Source organism: Sphingomonas sp. OV641 (assembly GCF_900109205.1).
Taxonomy (GTDB): Bacteria; Pseudomonadota; Alphaproteobacteria; order Sphingomonadales; family Sphingomonadaceae; genus Sphingomonas.
Map to the genome: position 1 here is coordinate 548,255 of NZ_FNZB01000002.1, position 19,887 is coordinate 568,141.

At 66.5% G+C, this 19,887-nt stretch carries 20 protein-coding genes; 4 read left to right on the forward strand and 16 right to left on the reverse strand.

Annotated elements, in window-relative coordinates; translation table 11 throughout:
• The 12 genes from BMX36_RS13405 to ahpC form a co-directional block, all read right to left on the reverse strand.
• The gene (locus tag BMX36_RS13405; protein WP_093066141.1) at nucleotides 1-795 is read right to left on the reverse strand and encodes a glutathione S-transferase family protein; all 795 of its coding nucleotides are present in this window, start codon (nucleotides 793-795) and stop codon (nucleotides 1-3) included.
• 73 nt (nucleotides 796-868) lie between these two features.
• Entirely contained in the window at nucleotides 869-1,252 is a 384-nt protein-coding gene (locus BMX36_RS13410) for a cytochrome c-type biogenesis protein (RefSeq protein WP_093066143.1), read from the reverse strand.
• A 77-nt stretch (nucleotides 1,253-1,329) separates the two neighbouring features.
• Nucleotides 1,330-1,857: a DsbE family thiol:disulfide interchange protein gene (locus BMX36_RS13415; protein WP_093066145.1), complete on the reverse strand. Its 528-nt coding sequence runs from the start codon at nucleotides 1,855-1,857 to the stop codon at nucleotides 1,330-1,332.
• Entirely contained in the window at nucleotides 1,854-3,812 is a 1,959-nt protein-coding gene (locus tag BMX36_RS13420; protein WP_093066147.1) for a heme lyase CcmF/NrfE family subunit, read from the reverse strand. The genes BMX36_RS13415 and BMX36_RS13420 overlap by 4 nt, the downstream gene beginning before the upstream one ends.
• A gap of 368 nt (nucleotides 3,813-4,180) precedes the next feature.
• Entirely contained in the window at nucleotides 4,181-5,473 is a 1,293-nt protein-coding gene (locus BMX36_RS13425; RefSeq protein WP_093066149.1) for an amidohydrolase family protein, read from the reverse strand.
• On the reverse strand, nucleotides 5,470-6,858 hold the full coding sequence (locus tag BMX36_RS13430) for an amidohydrolase (RefSeq protein ID WP_177179151.1): 1,389 nt from the start codon (nucleotides 6,856-6,858) through the stop codon (nucleotides 5,470-5,472). The genes BMX36_RS13425 and BMX36_RS13430 overlap by 4 nt, the downstream gene beginning before the upstream one ends.
• A 244-nt stretch (nucleotides 6,859-7,102) precedes the next feature.
• Complete coding sequence (gene hslV, locus BMX36_RS13435; RefSeq protein ID WP_082746191.1) at nucleotides 7,103-7,648, reverse strand: ATP-dependent protease subunit HslV; 546 nt, start codon at nucleotides 7,646-7,648, stop codon at nucleotides 7,103-7,105.
• Between the two features lie 209 nt (nucleotides 7,649-7,857).
• Nucleotides 7,858-8,265, reverse strand: a complete 408-nt coding sequence (locus tag BMX36_RS13440) for a holin family protein (protein ID WP_093066153.1) — start codon at nucleotides 8,263-8,265, stop codon at nucleotides 7,858-7,860.
• A 12-nt stretch (nucleotides 8,266-8,277) separates the two neighbouring features.
• A complete protein-coding gene (locus BMX36_RS13445) occupies nucleotides 8,278-8,817 on the reverse strand; it encodes a glycoside hydrolase family 108 protein (protein ID WP_093066437.1) in 540 nt (179 codons plus the stop codon).
• 210 nt (nucleotides 8,818-9,027) lie between these two features.
• Entirely contained in the window at nucleotides 9,028-10,008 is a 981-nt protein-coding gene (locus BMX36_RS13450) for an NAD-dependent epimerase/dehydratase family protein (protein WP_093066155.1), read from the reverse strand.
• 181 nt (nucleotides 10,009-10,189) lie between these two features.
• Nucleotides 10,190-11,767 (reverse strand): alkyl hydroperoxide reductase subunit F, encoded by a 1,578-nt coding sequence (gene ahpF / locus BMX36_RS13455; protein WP_093066157.1) that lies wholly within the window; start codon nucleotides 11,765-11,767, stop codon nucleotides 10,190-10,192.
• A gap of 336 nt (nucleotides 11,768-12,103) precedes the next feature.
• Nucleotides 12,104-12,667: an alkyl hydroperoxide reductase subunit C gene (gene ahpC / locus BMX36_RS13460; RefSeq protein ID WP_066776277.1), complete on the reverse strand. Its 564-nt coding sequence runs from the start codon at nucleotides 12,665-12,667 to the stop codon at nucleotides 12,104-12,106.
• 299 nt (nucleotides 12,668-12,966) lie between these two features.
• Here ahpC and gmd point away from each other — a divergent pair, with 299 nt between their 5' ends.
• Nucleotides 12,967-14,034 carry a GDP-mannose 4,6-dehydratase gene (gmd, locus tag BMX36_RS13465; RefSeq protein ID WP_093066159.1) on the forward strand — a complete coding sequence of 356 codons (1,068 nt, stop codon included), beginning with the start codon at nucleotides 12,967-12,969 and terminating at the stop codon, nucleotides 14,032-14,034.
• A gap of 1 nt (nucleotide 14,035) precedes the next feature.
• Entirely contained in the window at nucleotides 14,036-14,986 is a 951-nt protein-coding gene (locus BMX36_RS13470; RefSeq protein ID WP_093066161.1) for a GDP-L-fucose synthase, read from the forward strand.
• Nucleotides 14,987-15,101: 115 nt separating this feature from the next.
• Here BMX36_RS13470 and BMX36_RS13475 read toward each other — a convergent pair whose 3' ends face one another.
• The 3 genes from BMX36_RS13475 to BMX36_RS13485 all read right to left on the reverse strand — a co-directional run bounded on the left by BMX36_RS13475 (nucleotide 15,102) and on the right by BMX36_RS13485 (nucleotide 17,330).
• Entirely contained in the window at nucleotides 15,102-15,446 is a 345-nt protein-coding gene (locus BMX36_RS13475; protein ID WP_066776534.1) for a hypothetical protein, read from the reverse strand.
• 124 nt (nucleotides 15,447-15,570) lie between these two features.
• Nucleotides 15,571-15,855: a hypothetical protein gene (locus tag BMX36_RS13480; RefSeq protein WP_066776532.1), complete on the reverse strand. Its 285-nt coding sequence runs from the start codon at nucleotides 15,853-15,855 to the stop codon at nucleotides 15,571-15,573.
• 416 nt (nucleotides 15,856-16,271) lie between these two features.
• Nucleotides 16,272-17,330, reverse strand: a complete 1,059-nt coding sequence (locus tag BMX36_RS13485; protein ID WP_093066163.1) for an NAD(P)H-dependent flavin oxidoreductase — start codon at nucleotides 17,328-17,330, stop codon at nucleotides 16,272-16,274.
• A 264-nt stretch (nucleotides 17,331-17,594) separates the two neighbouring features.
• Between BMX36_RS13485 and BMX36_RS13490 the strand changes: the two genes are divergently transcribed.
• Nucleotides 17,595-17,897: a PadR family transcriptional regulator gene (locus tag BMX36_RS13490; RefSeq protein WP_093066165.1), complete on the forward strand. Its 303-nt coding sequence runs from the start codon at nucleotides 17,595-17,597 to the stop codon at nucleotides 17,895-17,897.
• A complete protein-coding gene (locus tag BMX36_RS13495; protein WP_093066167.1) occupies nucleotides 17,894-19,087 on the forward strand; it encodes a hypothetical protein in 1,194 nt (397 codons plus the stop codon). Before BMX36_RS13490 ends, BMX36_RS13495 begins: the two co-directional genes overlap by 4 nt.
• A gap of 60 nt (nucleotides 19,088-19,147) precedes the next feature.
• Here BMX36_RS13495 and phbB read toward each other — a convergent pair whose 3' ends face one another.
• On the reverse strand, nucleotides 19,148-19,870 hold the full coding sequence (gene phbB, locus BMX36_RS13500) for an acetoacetyl-CoA reductase (RefSeq protein WP_093066169.1): 723 nt from the start codon (nucleotides 19,868-19,870) through the stop codon (nucleotides 19,148-19,150).
• Nucleotides 19,871-19,887 lie beyond the last annotated feature (17 nt).

The following is a 19,887-nucleotide window of genomic DNA, read 5'->3' on the forward strand; positions in this document are numbered from 1 at the left end:
TCAGGCGAGGTCTGGCGTGAAGCGGATGTTGCCGCGCGCCATGCCCTGCGACACGACCTCCAGCCCGCCGGACTTCACCATCCATTCGAGCCGGTGATCGCGATATTCCCGCTTGAACAGGCCCTGTTCCAGCAGCTTGGCGACATCGCCCATGCCGCCGGTGGAGGCGACGGCAGCTGCCTCAGCCACGGTTTCGCGCACGGAAGGACGATCATTCGCGCGCGCCAGCCAGGCGGCGAGGCGGGAGCCCGGCTCCGGCGCGATGCCATGGCCGACGGACCCGTTCACATAAGGCACGACCGACAGGTCACCCCAGCCGAAGCCGTCGCCGTTGAACCATTCGCGATCCCCAAGCTCGCGTTCCAGCCAGGCGAAATAGCCACGCACCTGTCCGCCGGCGCGGGCGCTCAATTCCTCGCCCAGCGGGCCTTCGGCGCGGCGGAACCAGCGCAATTCCGACAGGCCCCAGTTCACCGCCTCCAGATGGGTGTCGACCACTTCCTCGATCATGCGGACGCGGGCGCGATCAACAGGGCTCGCCGGGAGCAGTGACGGCTCCGGCCAGGCATCCTCGATATATTCGAGGATGATGGTGGAATCGAAGATGCCGAACCCGTCATGGATCAGCGCGGGAACCTCCGCGCGGGGGTTGGCGGTGACAAAATCCCCCGCCGCGCCGCCGACGCCGATCCCGCCCGGCACCGCGGTTTCATAAGCCACGCCCTTCTCGCGCAGCGCGATCTTCACCTTCTGCGCATAAGGCGACAGCGGGTGATCCCAAAGCGTCACGGCCATGCCGCACCCTCCCCCATAACTTTTGTTCTGGGGAAGCTATGCCGGGCTCACGACAGAATCCAGTCCTTTTTCGCTACTTGTTCCGGCGGCGAAAGCTTGCCCGCGCGATCCACAGGCCGAAGGCCAGTAGGACGATCGGCGCCAGCCACAGGGGCAGCGTGACGGCGCTGACCGGCGGATCATAAGTGACGTAATCGCCGTAGCGGGCGATCAGCCAGTCGCGCACCTCATCGGCGCTGTCACCGGCGGCGATCCGCTGCCGCACCAGGCTGCGCATGTCGCCGGCCATGTCGGCATCGCTGTCGACGATCGCCTGTCCCTGGCAGACGAGGCAGCGCAGCGTGGCCATCAGCGCAGTCGCCTCCGCTTCCTTGGCGGGATCGGGCAGCTGGACGTTGGCGTAATCGGCGGGCGGGCGCTGAGAGGGAGCGGGCGCGGCCACGGCCAGCAGGGCCATGCACAACAGCCAGGCGCTGCCGCGAAGCACGCCCGTACCGCGACGCACGCTCCTGCCGCGGGGCGGGCTCCTGCGGCTCATCGCGTGTCCCGCCATGCCTGGGCGAGCGCGGCGACGTCCTCCTCTCGGATGTCGCCAACATGCTGCTTCACGATGATTCCCCGTCCGTCGACCACGAATGTCTCGGGGACGCCCGACGAGCCTAGCGACAGCTGGACGCGGCTGTCGCGATCATCGCCGATGCGGGCGTAGGGATCGCCGTGCCGCTTCAGGAACTGCGCGATCGCGACCTCGCTGTCGCGGATCGCGACGGCGTGGATCGGGATGCCCATGGCCTTCAGCTTCATCAGCTGCGGCGCCTCTGCGATGCAGGGCACACACCAGCTGGCGAAGATGTTGAGCAGGCGCGGCTGGCCGGTGCGCAGGTCGCCCGCCGAGAGGCCGGGCTTGCCGGCGACGACGGGGGGCAGATCGAACGAGGGGACCGGCTTGCCGACCAATGCCGAATAGACCGTCCGGTCGCTCGGCTTGCGCAGCTCGCGCACCGCGAAGACGATCACGATCGCGAAGACCGCGAGCGGCAACCAGAGCAGCCAGCGCCTCATGCCGCCCAACCCTCCGCGCCGGCGAGCTGATCCGCTAGATCCTGCGCGCGCCGTTTCTGTCGCCGGTCGCGCAACCAATGTCCAAGGATCGACAGCGCGCCGCCCAGCGCGATCATCATGCCGCCGAACCAGATCAGCGTGACCCATGGCTTCCACCACAAGCGAAGCTGCCAGCGACCCTGACCATCGGACTGGCCGAGCACGGTGTAGAGCTGCCCGTCGAGCGCGGTGAGAATGGCGCTCTCACTGGTGGTAGTGGGCGGGTTGGAGAAGAAGCGAGACTGCGGCGCCAGCACGCCGCGCGCGCCGTCACCACGCTGCACCTCCAGCCGTGCTTCGAGCGCGGTCCAATTGTCGCCGATCACTGGCCGGATGCCGCGCAGGGTGACGCGATACGGGCCCACGCCGGCGCTCTCCCCGATGCGTTTCGCCACCAGTGTTTCGCTGGTGAAGGCGCTGGAGGCCGCCATGCCGGCGAGGCTGACGGCGATGCCGAGATGCGCCAGCACCATGCCGTAAACGAACAAAGGTGTGCGCAGGAGATTGCGCCCGAGGAGCGGCACGACGCTGGCCACCGCGAGGCCTGCGGCGAGGGCGAGGCCAATCATCGGCAACAGCCCGAACCAGCCCGCTAGCAGGGCGAGCGCGACGCCGCTTGCCCCGGTGATGGCGATCGGCCAGCCCATGCGCTTCACCACCGCCGCCATGCTGTCCCGCCGCCAGCGGAGCAGCGGGCCCGCCGCCATGACCACGACCAGCCCCAAAGCGATCGGGCCGGCGGCTTTTTCAAAAAAGGGAGGGCCGACCGACAGCTGCGTGCCCATGGCGGCGGCGAAGATCGGGTAGAAGGTGCCGATCAGGACGATGCCGAGGATCACGGACAGGAGCAGGTTGTTCGCGACAAGGCTCCCCTCGCGGCTCACCAGCTCGAATGTGTTGCCGGCGCGTACCAGGCCAATCCGCGCCGCGAACAGCGCCAGCGCGCCGCCGATGTAGATTGCCAGCAATATGAGGATGAAGGTGCCGCGCTCCGGATCCACGGCAAAGGCGTGAACGCTGGTCAGGATGCCCGAGCGGACCAGGAAGGTGCCGAGCATCGACATGGAAAAGGCGACCACTGCCAGCATCACTGTCCAGGCGCGAAGGCCGTCGCGCGTCGCCAGCACGCTGACCGAATGGAGCAGCGCGGTGGCGGCGAGCCAGGGCATCAGCGAGGCATTCTCGACCGGATCCCAGAACCACCATCCGCCCCAGCCGAGCTCGTAATAGGCCCAATAGCTGCCGGCCGTGATGCCAACGGTCAGGAACACCCAGGCGGCGAGTACCCACGGGCGCATTGCGCGGGCGAAGGCGGGCCCAACGTCGCGCGTGACCAGCGCGCCGACAGCGAAGGAGAAGGCAACCGACAGGCCGACATAGCCGGCGTAGAGCGTCGGCGGGTGGAAGGCGAGGCCGGGATCCTGCAGCAGGGGGTTGAGGCCCTGTCCGTCGGGCGGCGCATCGCCGAGGCGCGCGAAGGGGTTCGAGGAAAAGAGCAGAAAGGCGTAGAAGCCGAGCGCGATGGCGGCCTGCGCGCCGAGCGTTGCCGTCAGCGTCCGCTCCGCCAAGCGGCGTTCCAGCAGCGCCACCGCGCCGCCCGCCAATCCGAGGATCGTGACCCACAGCAGCATCGAGCCTTCATGGTTTCCCCACGCGCCGGCGAACTTGTAAAGCCATGGCTTGGCCGAATGGCTGTTCGCGACGACCAGCGCCACCGACATGTCCGACAACAGGAACACGCGGACCAGCGCTGCCATGGCAAGCAGCGCCAGACCGCCCTGGACCACCGCCACCGGCCGAACCGCGGTGGCGATCACGTCATCGCCGCGACGGACGGCGATGGCGGCCAGCGCGAGCTGCATCGCCGCAAGTGCCGCCGCGAGCCAAAGCGCGATGAGGCCGATCTCGGCGGTCACGCGGGCAATCCCATCAATGTTCGTGCTGAGCGTGTCGTAGCACGTGTCCCGTGCGGCTCGGCCGGGGCACGCCCTTCGACAAGCTCAGGGCGAACATTACTCCGGGGATGCAAGCCTATCCAGATCGTCATCCCGGACTTGATCCGGGGTCCATGCTTGCGCGAACGCCGAGGCGACAGCCTACGCGGCACGTTGGATGCCGGATCAAGTCCGGGATAACGCAGGGGTGTGGAGCGAGCCAATCGCACAACGTCATGCCAGCCTTGTGCCGGCCTCCACCGTGCCGCGAGCCCGACGCCGGCAAATGCACGGTCAGGTGGATGCCGGGACGCGCCCGGCATGACGGAGCGGCTAAACGTCACAAATCCTCAGCGCTCATATGCCTTTGGCAGTGCGCCCTCGGTGGGCACGAGATACCGGTCGCGCAGCTGAAGCTGGCGCGAGCGCATCGGCTGCGCCCGGCCATCGATCCATACCGCGGTGGGCGCGGAGGAAATCTCCAGCGGATCGCCATCCCACAGCACCACATCGGCGCGGCGGCCGACGCGCAGCGAGCCGATCTCCCCATCCATGCCAAGCGCCGCCGCCGGGCCGGAGGTGATCGACGCCAGCGCGTCGCCCCAGTTCAGCCCGGTATGGCCGGGTATCTGCGTGATCGCGACGAGGTTGCCGGCATATTGCCGCAGATTGTGCTCACCGCCGTTGTTGCCGGTCGAGGCGAGCGCCACCTGAACGCCGGCGGCGCGCATGCGGCCGACGTTGGATTCCGTCGCGCCGAGCGATTCGAAGTGCGCGGGCAGATCGGCAAGCGCAGCGGCGATCACCGGCACGCGCGCGGCGGCGATCTCGCGCGCGACCATCCAGCCTTCGCTGACGCCGGTCAGCACCAGCTTCAGCTTGGGGTAGTCGCGTGGCAGCGCAAGCACCGTGAAGATGTCGCTGGCGCGCTCGACATGGACGACCAGCGGCACGGCGCCGTCGAGCACGCGCAGCAGCGCCTCGGCATCGCCGCGCTTGACCAGGGATTCCTTCTCGCGCCCGCCAAAGCCGGCGGGGTTGCGGCGATAGTCCTGCGCCTGGGTGAAGGCGTCGCGCAGCGCTGCATAGGCCGCCGGGCGGGAGCCGCCGGCGAGCCGCCCGCCGCCCTCGCCCAGTTCCACGAACTGAAAGGCACGCGGGCGCAACACCGCCTGCGGATCATCACCCAGGTCGATCACCGCGCCCTGGCCGGCGAAGATCGATCCGGCGGCCTCCGGCGCGACCAAAGCGCGGGTGACGCCGCCGAGCCGCTCATTGGCGATCTTCACCTCGGCCGGATTGATCGCCACCGACACATCGATCGCGGCGTTGAACGGCGCGGTGCGGGCACCGGCATCGTTGCTTTCCTGCACGCCCGCGGCATCGGTGATGCCAAGGTCGCTGAAGCCAGCGACGAAGCCGGGGGCGACCCACTTGCCGCGCCCGTCGATCACTTCAGCGCCCGCAGGCACCGCGACGCCGGCGCCGGCGGCGACGATGCGGCCGTTCTGGAACACGACGGTGCCGCCCTCGATCGGGGCAGAGCCATCGCCGATCGCGACGGTCGCATTGGTGATCGCCACCGTCTGCGCGGCCACGGGCGTCGCCAGCATGGTGGCGAGCAGGAGCAGGGCGCGCTTCACTTGACGTCTCCCGAGCCGGGCTGGCCAAGTTCGAAGTCGCTCACCGGGCGACGCTTGGGATCATGGGCGTCGTACAGCAGCGCGCCGTCGATCCAGACCTTGTCGGGGCGGGTGTAGACGCTGAACGGATTGCCGTTCCACAGCACCACATCCGCCATCTTGCCGGGCACGAGGCTGCCGGTCCGGTCGGCGATGCCGAGCGCCTTCGCCGGGCCGAGCGACAGCCACTTCCACGCGACTTCGGGCGCGATGTCGATGCCGACACGGCGGCCGGAGGCGAGCACCTTGGCCACTTCCTGGTTCAGCCGCTGGATGCCGTTCTCGTCGTCCGAATGGATCATGGCGCAGGCGCCGGCCTTTTCCAGGATCGCGAGATTTTCACCGATCCCGTCATAGCTCTCCATCTTGAAACCGTACCAATCGGCCCAGACGGCGGCGCAGGTACCGTTCGCCTTCAGGATATCGGCGATCTTGTACGCTTCCACGGCGTGGTGGAAGGCGGTGACCTTGTAGCCGAACTCCTTCGCCATATCCTCGACGATCGCCATTTCGTCGGCGCGATAGCAGTGGTTCTGGATCAGGATCTCGCCCGCGAGCACGCCGCGCAGCGTATCCATGGCGATGTCGCGCGACGGCGGCTCACCGCCATCGGCCTCATACTTGTCCCACTTGCGGCGATAATCCTGCGCCTTCGCCCAGGTCGCGCGGTCGACCGCGACATTACCCATCCGGGTGGAAGGCTGGCGGTTCTTGGAGCCATAGACGCGCTTCGGATTCTCGCCGCACGCCATCTTCAGGCCGTAAGGCGCGCCGGGGAACTTCATGCCCTGCATGGTGCGCGAATAGACGTTCTTCAACGTGACCGAGCGACCGCCCATGAGGTTCGCCGAGCCGGGCAGAATCTGCAGCGTGGTGACGCCGCCGTTCGCCAGTGCGCGGCTGAAGCCGGGATCCTGCGGCCATACGCTATGCTCGGCCCAGACATCCGCCGTGATCGGACCGGTCGCCTCGTTGCCGTCGCTGTGCGCCTGAACGCTGGGGGTGGGGTAATCGCCAAGGTGGCTGTGGATGTCGATGACGCCGGGGGTCACCCACTTGCCGGTGCCGTCGATCACCTGTGCGTCCGCCGGTGCGTTCACGCTCGTGCCGACCGCCACGATCTTGCCGTCGGCGAACAGCACCTGCCCATTGTCGATCCGCGCGCCCTCGCCATCGAAGATGGTGACGTTGCGCACCACCGTCGGCACGCCGGGATAGGCGCGGTAGGTGGAAGGATAGGGATCGCGCGAATAAGGCTGCGGCGGTGCCTTGGAAGAGGCCGTTTTGGGACGGGCGTCACCCTGCGAGCAGGCGACAAGCGACAGCGCCGCGACGCCGGCCGCCATCCAGCGCCCGGCGGTGGAAGTGCGAAGGATCATGGGCGCCGTGATTGGACGGACACGGGGGCAAAGACAAGCGCTTAGCGTTTGCCGTGAATTGCCCCCGTCCGTTTGTGCCAAGCGGGTCGAAGCACGTGCCGCGGGCGGAGTCGCTTGGGACACGCCCTTCGACAGGCTCAGGGCGAACGGAGAAGGAAGCTCGTCGTGCTAAGCTCAGGGCGAACGGAGAAGGATGTTCGCCCTGCTGGGCTCAGCTCGCGCTGTCGAGCGTCTCAACCACGAGCCGGTCATTGGTATAGACGCAGACCTCGGCCGCGATGCCCATCGCCTTGCGGCAGATCGTTTCGGCATCCTGTTCGTAATCAACCAGCGCCCGCGCCGCGGCGAGCGCGTAATTGCCGCCCGAACCGATTGCGGCAATGCCCGCCTCCGGCTCCAGCACGTCGCCATTGCCGGTGAGGATCAGCGACACATCCTTGTCGGCGACGATCATCATCGCCTCCAGGTTGCGCAGATACTTGTCCGTGCGCCAGTCCTTGGCCAGCTCCACCGCGGCCCGCATCAGATGGCCCTGGTGGCGCTCCAGCTTCGCCTCGAGCCGCTCGAACAGGGTGAAGGCGTCGGCGGTGGCGCCCGCGAAACCGCCGATCACCTTTCCCTCCGGACCGAGCGTGCGGACCTTGCGCGCATTCGGCTTCATCACCGTCTGCCCCATCGAAACCTGGCCGTCTCCCGCGACGACCACCTTGCCACCGCGCCGCACCGAAAGGATCGTCGTGCCGTGCCACACCGGCATGCTGCTTTGTTCACTCATGGAAGCGGATGTAGGGTGCCAGGTAAGCGGCGCAACAGCGTTCCCTCTCCTCCGTTCGCACTGAGCCTGTCGACGTGCGCGTAGCCAGGCGCATCGTCTGGGACACGTCCTTCGACAAGCTCAGGACGAACGGGGTGTGTGGTGGCAATCCACGTCAAACTTCACGAACCTCGCGCACAAAAGGGATCAAGTTACCGCCCGTTCGCTTTTCCCCATTCTCGCGCGACCGTGTAGCCGAGATAGCCGGTGCCGAAGAGCGCGTAGAGTGGCTCGGGGATGCCGGCGAGATAGGCGTTCATGCCGCCCGCAATCGTCCGCGCGGTGACCGGGCTGACCGCGGCGATGATCCCCATGGGGATCGACCAGAGCAGCAGCACGTACATGACGTACAGGAAGCTCGGTCGGGCGCGGCTGGTCCAGGGATCGGGCGAGCCGGCCTCCGCCAGCACCGCAGCCATCTGGGTCTTGATCCGTTCGAGTTCCTGCGAGCCCTCGAGCCGCAGCAATTCGAGCTTCGCCGCCTCGCGCGCCGCGGGGTCGGGAATGATCTTGTCGATCAGCCCGGCGACGGGACCGATGATCGCATCAAGCAATGCCATGGACCTTCTCCTTCAGCCGAGGCGGTTGGCGAGCCAGCCGTAGAGGAATGCCTCATTGGCGGGGCGGCGCTCGGCAAGCGAGAGGTAGCGTTCGCCCTGTAGCGCCTCGATCGCCTTGAGCAGCACGGTTTCGCCGGCCGCGCCGCGGATGACGAGAAAGCGGTCCAGCGCGGCCAGCGTCTGCGGGCCAATGCGACCGTCGAGCAGCACGTCGGGGTAATCACGCGCGCCGCGATTGAGCGCATTGAGCGCGCGCTGGAGAAAGCCGGTGGCGACGGCCGGACCCATGTTGACCCCGGTGTCGAACAGTTCCGCGGCGATCAGCGGCGCACGCTCCGCGACATCGTCGAGGCGCGGCCGCTGCCAATAGATGCGGCGGTAAATCGCGGCGGCGGCCTCGCGCGCGAAATGGCGCATCTCGCCAGCATAGCCGTTGGCGCGGGCGACCGCTTCCGTGATGCCCCAGCGAGTCGCGCCGCCGCGGTCGGCCGGGTGATTGCTGTAGCCACCCTCGCGGTCGATCACGGCGTGGATAAGATCGTCGATCATGATGCCCCTCCGTTGTGAGAACGTATGGGGAACATAATGGGTGGGAGGCGTGTAGGACAGCGATGAGAAGCGGTCGTTTGCCACGTGCCGGCCGTCATCCCGGACTTGATCCGGGATCCAACATGCCGCGACCGCTTCGGCGTCAGTGTGCGCGGAACCATGGATCCCGGATCAAGTCCGGGATGACGGTTTGGATGATACGGCTGGTCCGGCTCAGTTCAGGCCGTAATATTCCTTGAACCAGTCCACGAAGCGCGGGATGCCGACCTCGATTGGGGTGGTCGGCGCGAAGCCGTGGTCGCGGGCAATGGCGGTGATGTCGGCATAGGTCGCGGGCACGTCGCCGGGCTGCATCGGCTCCAGGCTGCGCACCGCCTTGATGCCGATCGCATCCTCGAGCACGTCGATCATGCGCAGGAGCTGTTCGGGCTTGTTGTTGCCGATATTGTAGACGCGGTGCGGCGGGCTGGTGCCGTCATCGACGGGCGGGCTGTCCGTTACCGCGACGACGCCCGAGACGATATCGTCGATGAAGGTGAAGTCGCGGCTCATGTCGCCGTTGTTGAACACCCGGATCGGCTTGCCCTTCAGAATCGCGTCGGTGAACAGCCACAGCGCCATGTCCGGCCGCCCCCACGGGCCATAAACGGTGAAGAACCTGAGGCCGGTCAGCGGCAGGCGGTAGAGATGGCCATAGACATTGCCCATCAGCTCGTCCGCCTTCTTGGTCGCGGCGTAGAGCGAGATGGGGCCGTCCACCCGATCGTCTTCCGCAAAGGGCAGTTTGGTATTGCCGCCATAGACCGAGCTGGACGAGGCGTAGCTCATCGACACCAAGCCATCGAGACTGCGGGCATATTCGAGCATGTTGACCTGCCCGACCAGGTTCGACTGCACATAGGCATGCGGGTTGGTGAGCGAGTAGCGCACGCCCGCCTGCGCGGCGAGATGGATGATGTGGGTGATCCGGTGCGGCGCCAGCGCGGCGGTGAGCGCGGCGTTATCGGCGATGTCGACTTCGGCAAAGGTGAATCCCGGCCGCGCCGTCAGCAGCGCCAGCCGATCCCGCTTGAGCTGCACGGGGTAGTAATCGTTGCAATTGTCGATCCCGACGACCGTCTCGCCACGGTCCAGCAGCCGGTGCGCCACGGCCGCGCCGATGAAGCCGGCCGCGCCGGTGACGAGATAGGTCATGGTGTCGCTCCCCTTCTGTCGCCCCGCTTATGGCAGGAGCATTACGGCGCCGTCATGACAAGGGAGGATGGGGGACGGGCGCATCGGAAGTACCGACTGGCAGGCGCCGTCGTCGGTAATATCGGGGCAAAGGGCGGACCGGCAGTGGCCCGATGCCGGTGGTGGCATCGGGCCGGAGCGGTCAGGCCGCCTCGGCGAGGTCGGCCGGCAGGCGGATGAGATAGTCGAAGGCAGAGAGCGACGCCTTGGAGCCTTCGCCCATGGCGATCACGATCTGCTTGTAGGGCACAGTGGTGCAGTCACCGGCGGCGAAGATTCCCGGCTGGGAAGTCTCGCCGCGATGATCCACCTCGATCTCGCCGCGCGTGGAGAGCGCGACGGCGTCCTTCAGCCATTCGGTGTTGGGCACGAGGCCGATCTGGACGAACACGCCTTCCAGCTCGATTTCGTGCGCCGTGTCGTGATTGCGATCCTTGTAGGAGAGCGCGGTCACCTTGCTGCCGTCGCCCTTCACCTCGGTGGTGAGCGCGGAGGTGATGACCTTCACGTTCGGCAGGCTGGCAAGCTTGCGCTGGAGTACCGCGTCCGCGCGCAGATCGCGATCGAACTCGATCAGCGTGACGTGCGCGACGATGCCGGCAAGGTCGATCGCCGCTTCGACGCCCGAGTTGCCGCCGCCGATCACCGCGACGCGCTTGCCCTTGAACAGCGGGCCGTCGCAGTGCGGGCAGTAGGTCACGCCCTTGTTGCGATAGGCGTCCTCGCCCGGCACGTTCATCTGACGCCAGCGTGCGCCGGTCGACAGGATCACCGTGCGCGCCTTCAGCGTCGCGCCGCTTTCCAGCGTCACCTCGTGAAGGCCGCCCTCGCGGGCCGCGGGAACAAGCTTCGCCGCCTTCTGCAGGTTCATCACGTCGACGTCATAGTCGCCGACATGCTGCTCGAGCTGCGCGACCAGCTTCGGGCCTTCTGTGTGGCTGACCGAGATGAAATTCTCGATCGACATGGTGTCGAGCACCTGGCCGCCGAACCGCTCCGTCGCGATACCGGTGCGGATGCCCTTGCGCGCCGAATAGATCGCCGCCGCCGCGCCGGCGGGGCCCCCGCCGACCACCAGAACCTCGAACGGCTCCTTGGCGGCGATCTTTTCCGCGGTACGCGCGGCAGCGCCGGTGTCGAGCTTGGCGAGAATCTGCTCCACATCCATGCGCCCCTGAGCGAACGGCTCGCCGTTGAGGAAGATCGCCGGCACCGACATGATCTGCCGCGCCTCGACCTCGCCCTGGAACGCGCCGCCCTCAATCGCGACGTGGCGGATGCGGGGATTGAGGACGCTCATCAGGTTCAGCGCCTGCACCACGTCCGGGCAGTTCTGGCAGGTAAGGGAGAAATAGCTTTCGAACTGATAGTCGCCGTCGAGCGCCTGGACCTGCGCGATCACCTCCTGCGACAGCTTCGACGGATGGCCGCCGACCTGGAGCAGGGCGAGGACGAGCGACGTGAACTCATGGCCCATCGGCACGCCGGCGAAGCGCACGGCGACGTCGGTGCCGGTGCGGCGGATGAGGAAAGAGGGGCGACGCTGGTCGTCATCGGCGCGGATGACGGTGACGTCATCGGAGAGGGCGGCGATCTCGTCCAGCAGCTCCAGCATCTCGCGCGACTTGGCGCGATCGTCAGCGGAGGCGACCAGCTCGATCGGCTGGCGAATGTTGGCGAGATAGCCCTTGAGCTGGGTCTTCAGATTATTGTCGAGCATCTAGCCCTCCTGTGATTGCTGGCTGCCTTCACATCAGCGGTGCGGCCCTGCGCCAAGGGGGGGAGGGGAGCGCAGGGGGGGGCGACGCCGCACCGCTGGTGTGAAGGTAGGTGGTTGGTGGGGGGTGGCGCTTGCCACCATTCACGCCGTCACCCCGGGCCTTTCGACTGCCTGCCAAGGCAGGCGCTCAAGACAGGCTTGTCCCGGGGTCCAGGGTTCCGCGCACTCAACGCTTGATGCGCCTGCGGAGGTCTGGATGCCGGGACGAGCCCGGCATGACGTAGCGGTGTGGACGGGGCGGATACGCTGCCCCGTCCGTCATCGGAGCGGTTAGGCTCAGATCTTGCCGACGAGGTCGAGCGACGGGGCGAGCGTGGTTTCACCCTCTTCCCACTTCGCCGGGCAGACCTCACCCGGGTGCGCCGCGATATACTGCGCCGCCTTGATCTTGCGCAGCAGTTCCACCGCGTTGCGGCCGACGCCCTCGCTGGTGATCTCCATCAGCTGGATCACGCCATCGGGATCAACCACGAACGTGCCGCGATCGGCCAGGCCCTGGCCCGCGCGCAGGATGTCGAAGTTGTTCGAGATGGTGTGGTTCTGGTCGCCCAGCATGGTGAACTTGATCTTGCCAATCGCCGGCGAGGTATCGTGCCATGCCTTGTGGCTGAAGTGCGTGTCGGTCGACACCGAATAGATCTCGACGCCCATCTTCTGGAACGTCTCGTAATGATCGGCGAGGTCCTCGAGTTCGGTCGGGCACACGAAGGTGAAGTCGGCCGGATAGAAGAAGAACACCGCCCACTTGCCGCGCGTGTCCGCGTCGGTGACGGTCACGAACTTGCCTTCCTTATAGGCCTGGGTCTCGAACGGCTTGATGGTCGTGCCGATAAGCGACATGCGTATCTCCTTGCGTAAGTGCTGGCTCCAGATAGTGCGCCGCAGCAAACGATTGAACCGTTTACATTAGGTCAGTGTGATCGATTTCTTCGATCACTGCATCCATCTGGCGCTCGCTGTGCGCCAGCGCTTCGAGAGGGTCAACGCCGCGCGCGGTTCTTCGTTGCTGCGCTGCGAGCATCAGGTCCGCTGCGTTGCACTAGCGCGACATAGGCCCATTATGGATCAAACCCATGGCCGCTCGCCTTGTTGCCCACATGGCCACGCCCTAGCATCGTCTCACCTGGGGGAGGGATGACATGACGGAGCGGAAAGTCGCGCTGATCACGGGGGTGACGGGGCAGGACGGATCGTATCTGGCGGAGCTGCTGCTGGCGAAGGGATATCAGGTTCATGGCGTGAAGCGGCGTTCGTCGTCGTTCAACACGGGGCGGATCGAGCATATCTATCAGGACCCGCATGATGAGGACCCGCGCTTCCACCTCCATTACGGCGATCTGACGGACTCGACCAACCTCATCCGCCTCGTCCAGCAGACGCAGCCGACCGAGATCTACAATCTCGCCGCCCAGAGCCATGTCGCGGTGAGTTTCGAGACGCCGGAATATACCGCGAATGCCGATGCGGTCGGCACCTTGCGGCTGCTGGAGGCGATTCGCATCCTGGGCATGGAAAAGACGGCGCGCTTCTATCAGGCGTCGACCTCGGAGCTGTACGGCCTGGTGCAGGAGGTGCCGCAGCGCGAGACCACGCCTTTCTATCCGCGATCGCCTTATGGCGTTGCGAAACTCTACGGCTTTTGGATCGTCGTGAACTATCGCGAGGCCTATGGCATGCACGCGTCGAACGGCATCCTATTTAATCACGAAAGCCCGCTGCGCGGGGAGACGTTTGTCACGCGCAAGATCACCCGCGCGGCGGCGGCGATCAAGCTCGGGCGGCAGGAGCGGCTGTGGCTCGGCAACCTCGACGCGCGGCGCGACTGGGGCCATGCGCGCGAATATGTCCGCGGCATGTGGTTGATGCTGCAGCAGGACGAACCCGACGATTACGTGCTGGCGACCGGCGAGACGACGCCGGTACGCACCTTCGTGGAATGGGCGTTCGCCGATGTCGGCATCTCCTTGCGCTGGGAGGGCGAAGGGGTGGACGAGAAGGGCTATTGCACGCAAACGGGCAATTGCCTGGTCGAGATCGACCCGCGCTATTTCCGTCCGACCGAAGTGGACCTGCTGATCGGCGATCCGGCCAAGGCGAAGGCGAAACTGGGCTGGACGCACGAGACGCCAGTGCGCGATCTGGCCCGCGAGATGGTGCTGGCCGATCTCGAAGAGATGAAAACCGCGCCGATCGCAAAGGACGCCTGAAATGACCGGTCAGCCCTTCGACCTTGCTGGCAAGACGGTGTTCGTCGCCGGGCATCGTGGCATGGTGGGCTCGGCAATCGTGCGGCGGCTTGCCGACGAGAATTGCGACGTTCTGACGGCCAGCCGCGCGGAGCTCGACCTCAAGGATCAGGCGGCGGTGCGCGCCTGGTTCGCCGCTCACCGACCCCAGGCCGTATTTCTCGCCGCGGCCAAGGTCGGCGGCATCCTCGCCAATGACAGCTATCCGGCCGACTTCCTTTACGACAACCTCATGATCGAGGCGAACATCATCGAGGCGGCGCATGTTCATGAGGTGGAGAAGCTAATGTTTCTCGGCTCCTCGTGCATCTACCCCAAGTTCGCGCCCCAGCCGATCGGCGAGGATGCGCTGCTGACGGGGCCGCTGGAGCCGACCAACGAATGGTATGCGATCGCCAAGATCGCCGGGATCAAGCTGGCGCAGGCCTATCGCAAGCAGCACGGGCGGGACTTCATTTCCGCCATGCCGACCAACCTTTATGGGCCGGGCGACAATTTCGACCTGCAATCCAGCCATGTCCTGCCAGCGCTGATCCGCAAGGCGCATGAGGCGAAGCTGGCGGGCGCGACGGGGATGGAGATCTGGGGCTCGGGCACGCCGCGGCGCGAGTTCCTCCATGTCGATGATCTGGCCGATGCCTGCGTGTTCCTGATGCGCACCTATTCGGGCGAGAGCCACGTCAACGTTGGCTTCGGCGATGACGTGACCATAGCTGAACTGGTGCAGATGGTGGCCGAGGCGGTCGGCTTCGGTGGCGAGATCGTGCGCGACACGAGCAAGCCCGACGGAACACCGCGCAAGCTGATGGACTCGCGAATGCTGATGAACATGGGGTGGCAGCCGCGGATCAGCCTGCGCGAGGGCATCGCGGCGACGTACCGCTGGTTTCTGGAGAATAGCGAAGGGCGCTGACGGGGATCTGCTCGCCCTGAGCGGGCAACGCGCGGGCAATTGGGCGTTTGCTGCCAGTCCGCTTTCCGGTGCCGCCAACGTGAGCGCGGATGGCCGGAATTGGGAGGAAGCGGACCTATCGAGCGTCGGGATAGTAGGCTTTGAAGTCCGCGTGATCCCGGAAGAGAGGATCATACTCCTTGCCCTCGCGAAACCAGATCGTGAAATGAAACTCGCCCAGCGATTTCGACCAATCTTCAATAGCGATGGCGGCTGCCTGAACGGGGGCACCATCCACGAGCGCATTGAAGTCGGTGGCCTTATCCCCGAGGTATTCGCCGTCCATCGTGTTCGCATGAAGGTATGCGCTGTATCGCCTGGATGGGGTGAACGGTCCAAACGCCACGCCCATTGGCGGGTCAAGATGCTGGATAACGCCGGTTCCCAACACCGTGTCACCCTTCAAGATGGTCGCCTCCATTCGGACATGATCCCATGACCGGGCGGCGTCTGCAATTGGGCGCGAGCAGCCTGTCCGCTTTCGGGTGCCTGCACCGCGATCGTGAGCGGCCGAAACTGGTGGTTAGCGGACACTGCTTTGTCGCTTAGTAGCCGGCGGGATCATGTGAAAAGCGAGTGGCCGGAGTGAATGCTGCCGCTTTGACCTTCCATCGTTTGAAGATGAGTACCAGCCACGCCAAATCGACAATGATGGTGATGGTCATAGCCGTGTTCGCCGCGATTGATGCTGTTGGCATACAAGCTACAATTACGAACCCGGGGAACAGCGGAAGCCCCATGAGCGGCTTGAGATCCATCCATTTCCGCTTCGGATCGCCACTAAGCTGTCCATCCAATGTGTCGGTGAACTCTTGCCCGATGCTCGCCATAGGAGCCTCTTTGCACGATCCCATCAGCAACGTCGGCTTTTGGCTAATTTCGGAGCGTGGTGCATCCGTCAGGCGCGCGCGCTGCCGTTCTACGTTCTGCTCGCCCGGCGCGGGTAAGGCGTAGCCGCGGCTAGCTCGGCCGTGATGCATTCGGCGCGACCGCACGCGCTGCCGCTCCTTCTTCTGCTCCCACGGGCGGCGAGGCGCAGCCGGCGGGTGCCCCGGTGCATGATGCATCCGTCCGGGCAGCGCGCGCCGCCACCCCTTCTTCTGCTCGCCCGGCGCGGGTAAGGCGTAGCGGGCGGCTACCCCGAGCGTGATGCATTCGGCGCGACCGGGCGGGCTGCCACGCTACTTTCTGCTCGCAGGGTGGGGCAAGTCGCAGCCGGCGGGTGCCCCGGTGCATGGTGCAGCCGTCAGGATCGCGCGCGTTGCCATTCTTCCTTCAACGTTCGGACCAGGTCTGCGGCGGGCATGGACCGGCAAAGCGGCGCACCTTGGCCGGCCCATTGCGCGCCAAAGCCGAACTCGCCCGTGGCCTTGGCGGCCGCGTGCAGCGCCTTTCCGGCATCATAGGCGATCGGATAATCGGGGGGCGGAAGGTGGGCGAGCCGATCGGCCAAGGCGGTAAACCGGTTGGCGAGCGCGCGTGCCGGTCGACCCGAAATCAGCGACGTCATCGCCGTGTGACAGGCACCAGGGCCGGTCAGGGCGCGGCGATAGCCCTCGTCCGCCGCAGATTCGGGGCAGGCCACAAAGGCGGTGCCAAGCTGCGCCGCAGCGGCCCCGAGGTCGAGCGCGGCCGCGATGCCGGCGCCGTCCATGATCCCTCCCGCCGCGATCACCGGCAGGCTTGCCTGCCGCGCCAGCAATCGTGTCAGCACCATTGTGCCGAGCGAATCGTCGGGGGCGGACGGATCGAAGACACCGCGATGACCACCCGCCTCGAAGCCTTGCGCCACCACGGCGTGGAGCCCGGCGGCCTCGATCGCGCGTGCCTCCGCGAGACTCGTCGCCGTGGCCATGAGATAAATGCCGCGCCCGCGCAGCGCCGAGAGCATATCTGCAGGCGGCAGGCCGAAGTGGAAGCTGACAACGGGCGGCGCCACCTCGAGCAGCATCGCGAGCATGTCCGGATCGTCGGCAAAGCTCTGATAGATCGTGCGGAGGTGCGCGGGCGGGGTCGCGTCAAACTCGGCGAAGAGTGGCGATAGCGCCGCCAGCCATGCGGCTTCCCGAGCGTCATCCGGAAATGCGGGACCGTGAACGAACAGGTTGACGTTGAAGGCGCGGGCAGTGCGCGCGCGAACCTCCTCGATCATCATGCGCGCACCGGCCGCGTCAGTCGCACCCACGCCGATCGACCCCAGCCCGCCCGCCTCCGACACCTCGGCCGCGAGCAGCGGCGTCGACACGCCAGCCATGGGCGCCTGGATCAACGGCAATGCGAGGTGAAAGCGATCGGCAAGCGACATGGGCTAGGGTGTAGGCGCTGCAGTGCGCCGGTTGGAAGGGGCTTGCCGCTCCCGTGCTTGCAAGGAAGCGAGCAGGCCGCCGATCGCACTGAATGGTTCACGCGACTGCCCGTCTCAAGCGGCACCACCACCGGCCTACTTTGCCCCTGCAGGCGGCATTTGCTCGCGGAAGCTGCCGTCCGTCCGTGACGTTGGCGCAGCCGGCAACCTGCTGAAGCAAAATCATCATTTGACTTATAGTCTACCTAGGTAGAGAAGTTGCGTATGCGTGCCCTTTCCCCTCATGCGCGAACGGTGCTGGCCGTCTTGCTCGATGCCAGCGGCCGCTGGTCGCACGGCTATGAACTGGCGCGGATTGCCGGTGTGAAATCCGGCACGCTTTACCCGCTCCTGATACGGCTCGAGGCGCAAGGCTTCCTTGAAGCGGAATGGCAACAGCCGAGCGAAGGCGGGCGCCCGCCGCGACATGCCTATCGGCTGACCGCCAGCGGGGTGGAGCTTGCCCGCGCCAATCCGCCGGTGCCGGCAACAACGCCGGCCGCGAAGCGCCGCGAGGCCATCATATGAGTTTCACGCCTGGCGATGCGGGGCTGCGCCGCCGTCTTGCCGATCTCGTCTGCCGGGCGCTTCAAGCGATGCTGCCGCCGGCGCTGCAATCCTGGGGCTGGGCGATCCGGTGCGAGACATCGGGCATCGCCAACGACACCACGGCCCTTCTGTTCGCGATCCACAGCCTGTGCGGGCTCATCCCGCAGGCAATCGCATCGCATCTGTCCCAGCCTTTCGCCTCGCGGCTCGGCGATGGCGATCCGTTCGCCGGAGGTTCCACTGCCATGAACATCAATGACGCCCTGACACGTCGCCCGCGTACGATTGGCATCGCCTGTGCGATCGGTGCCGTCATTCTCGGCCTAGCCTATATGGCGGTGGCCGGCGCGCCGGGGCGCTATCTGGGCATCAACGCCGGGGCGCTGGCGATCGGGCTGACGATGCTGGCGCTGCTCGGGCAGATCCAGACGGCCGGGCGGCAGGTGATCGGCGCAGCCATTGCGGCGATGGCAGCGGCGTTGCTCGCGACGGCGCTCCTCGGCGCGCGGGCGGATGGTGCCGCGCGCTGGGTGAGCCTGGGTGGATTGGCCGTTCAACCAAGCTCGATCCTGGTGCCGCTCATGCTGGTCGCCTTCTCGCGCGCCCGTAGCGTGCTGGCCACGGCTGGCATCGTCGCTGCCGCTGCTGCCGTGGCGCTGCAGCCCGACCGGGCAATGGCGGGAATTCTTGCGCTGGGCCTCGCCGCGCTGGCGGCTACCAGCCGCGATCGCCACGTCATGGTGGCGCTGTTCGCCGGTGTCGCGGCCTTTGGCGCAACCATGGTCCGGGCCGACACGCTGATCGCGGTCCCGTATGTCGACCAGATCCTCTATTCGTCGTTCGACGTGCACGCCGGTGCGGGCCTGGCGATATGGATTGGGCTGGCGCTGCTTCTGATCCCGGCGATCATCGGGTGGCGCCGCGATGCGGACAATCGGGCGACCTATGCGGTGTTCGGCGCAATCTGGTTCGCCACGATCGTGGCCGCCGCGCTGGGCAATTATCCGACGCCGGTTGTGGGTTACGGGGGCAGTGCGATCATCGGCTATGCGCTCAGCCTTGTGGGGCTGCCGCGACGCTGCGGCGCGACTTCCGAAACGGTCCGCCAGGCGCGCGCGGAGGTGGCGGCGACGCTGCCGGACCGGCATCTGCGCGTCGGAATGGCCTGACCCGGTGGCAGACGGTCCAATAAAGGCCCCGTCCTCGCGGCGGCGGCGCGCCTGCGCCGCTCAATACATATGCTGGCCGCCGTTGATGCTGAGCGTCGAGCCGGTCACGAAGCCGCCTTCCTCCGAGCAGAGGAACGCCACGCCGCGGGCGATCTCATGCGCCTGGCCGAGGCGGCCGACGGGGATGCGTGCGACGATCTTGTCGAGCACGTCGGCGGGCACCGCAGCCACCATGTCGGTGTCGATATAGCCAGGCGCGATGGCGTTTACCGTCACGCCGACGCGCGCGCCCTCCTGTGCCAGCGCCTTGGTGAAGCCGTGGATGCCGCTCTTGGCCGCGGCATAATTTACCTGGCCGTACTGCCCCGCCTGGCCGTTGATCGAGCCGATGTTGACGATCCGGCCCCAGCCGCGCTCGCGCATGCCGGGGAACACTGCCTTGGCCATGTTGAAACAGCCGCCAAGGTTCGTGTCCATGACCTCCTTCCACATCTGATAGGTCATCTTCAGGATCGTGCCGTCGCGCGTGATGCCGGCATTGTTGACCAGCACATCAACCGGGCCGAGATCCGCCGCCACTTGCGCAACGCCGGAGAGGCAGGCTTCATGGTCGCTCACGTCCCATTTATACGCCTTGATGCCGGTGCGTTCGGTGAAGTCGGCAGCCGCCGCGTCGTTGCCGGCGTAATTGGCCGCGACGGTCAGGCCCAAGTCCTCCAGCGCGAGGCTGATCGCTTCACCAATGCCGCGCGTGCCGCCGGTGACGATCGCTACCCGTGTCATGCTCCGTTCTCCCTCGC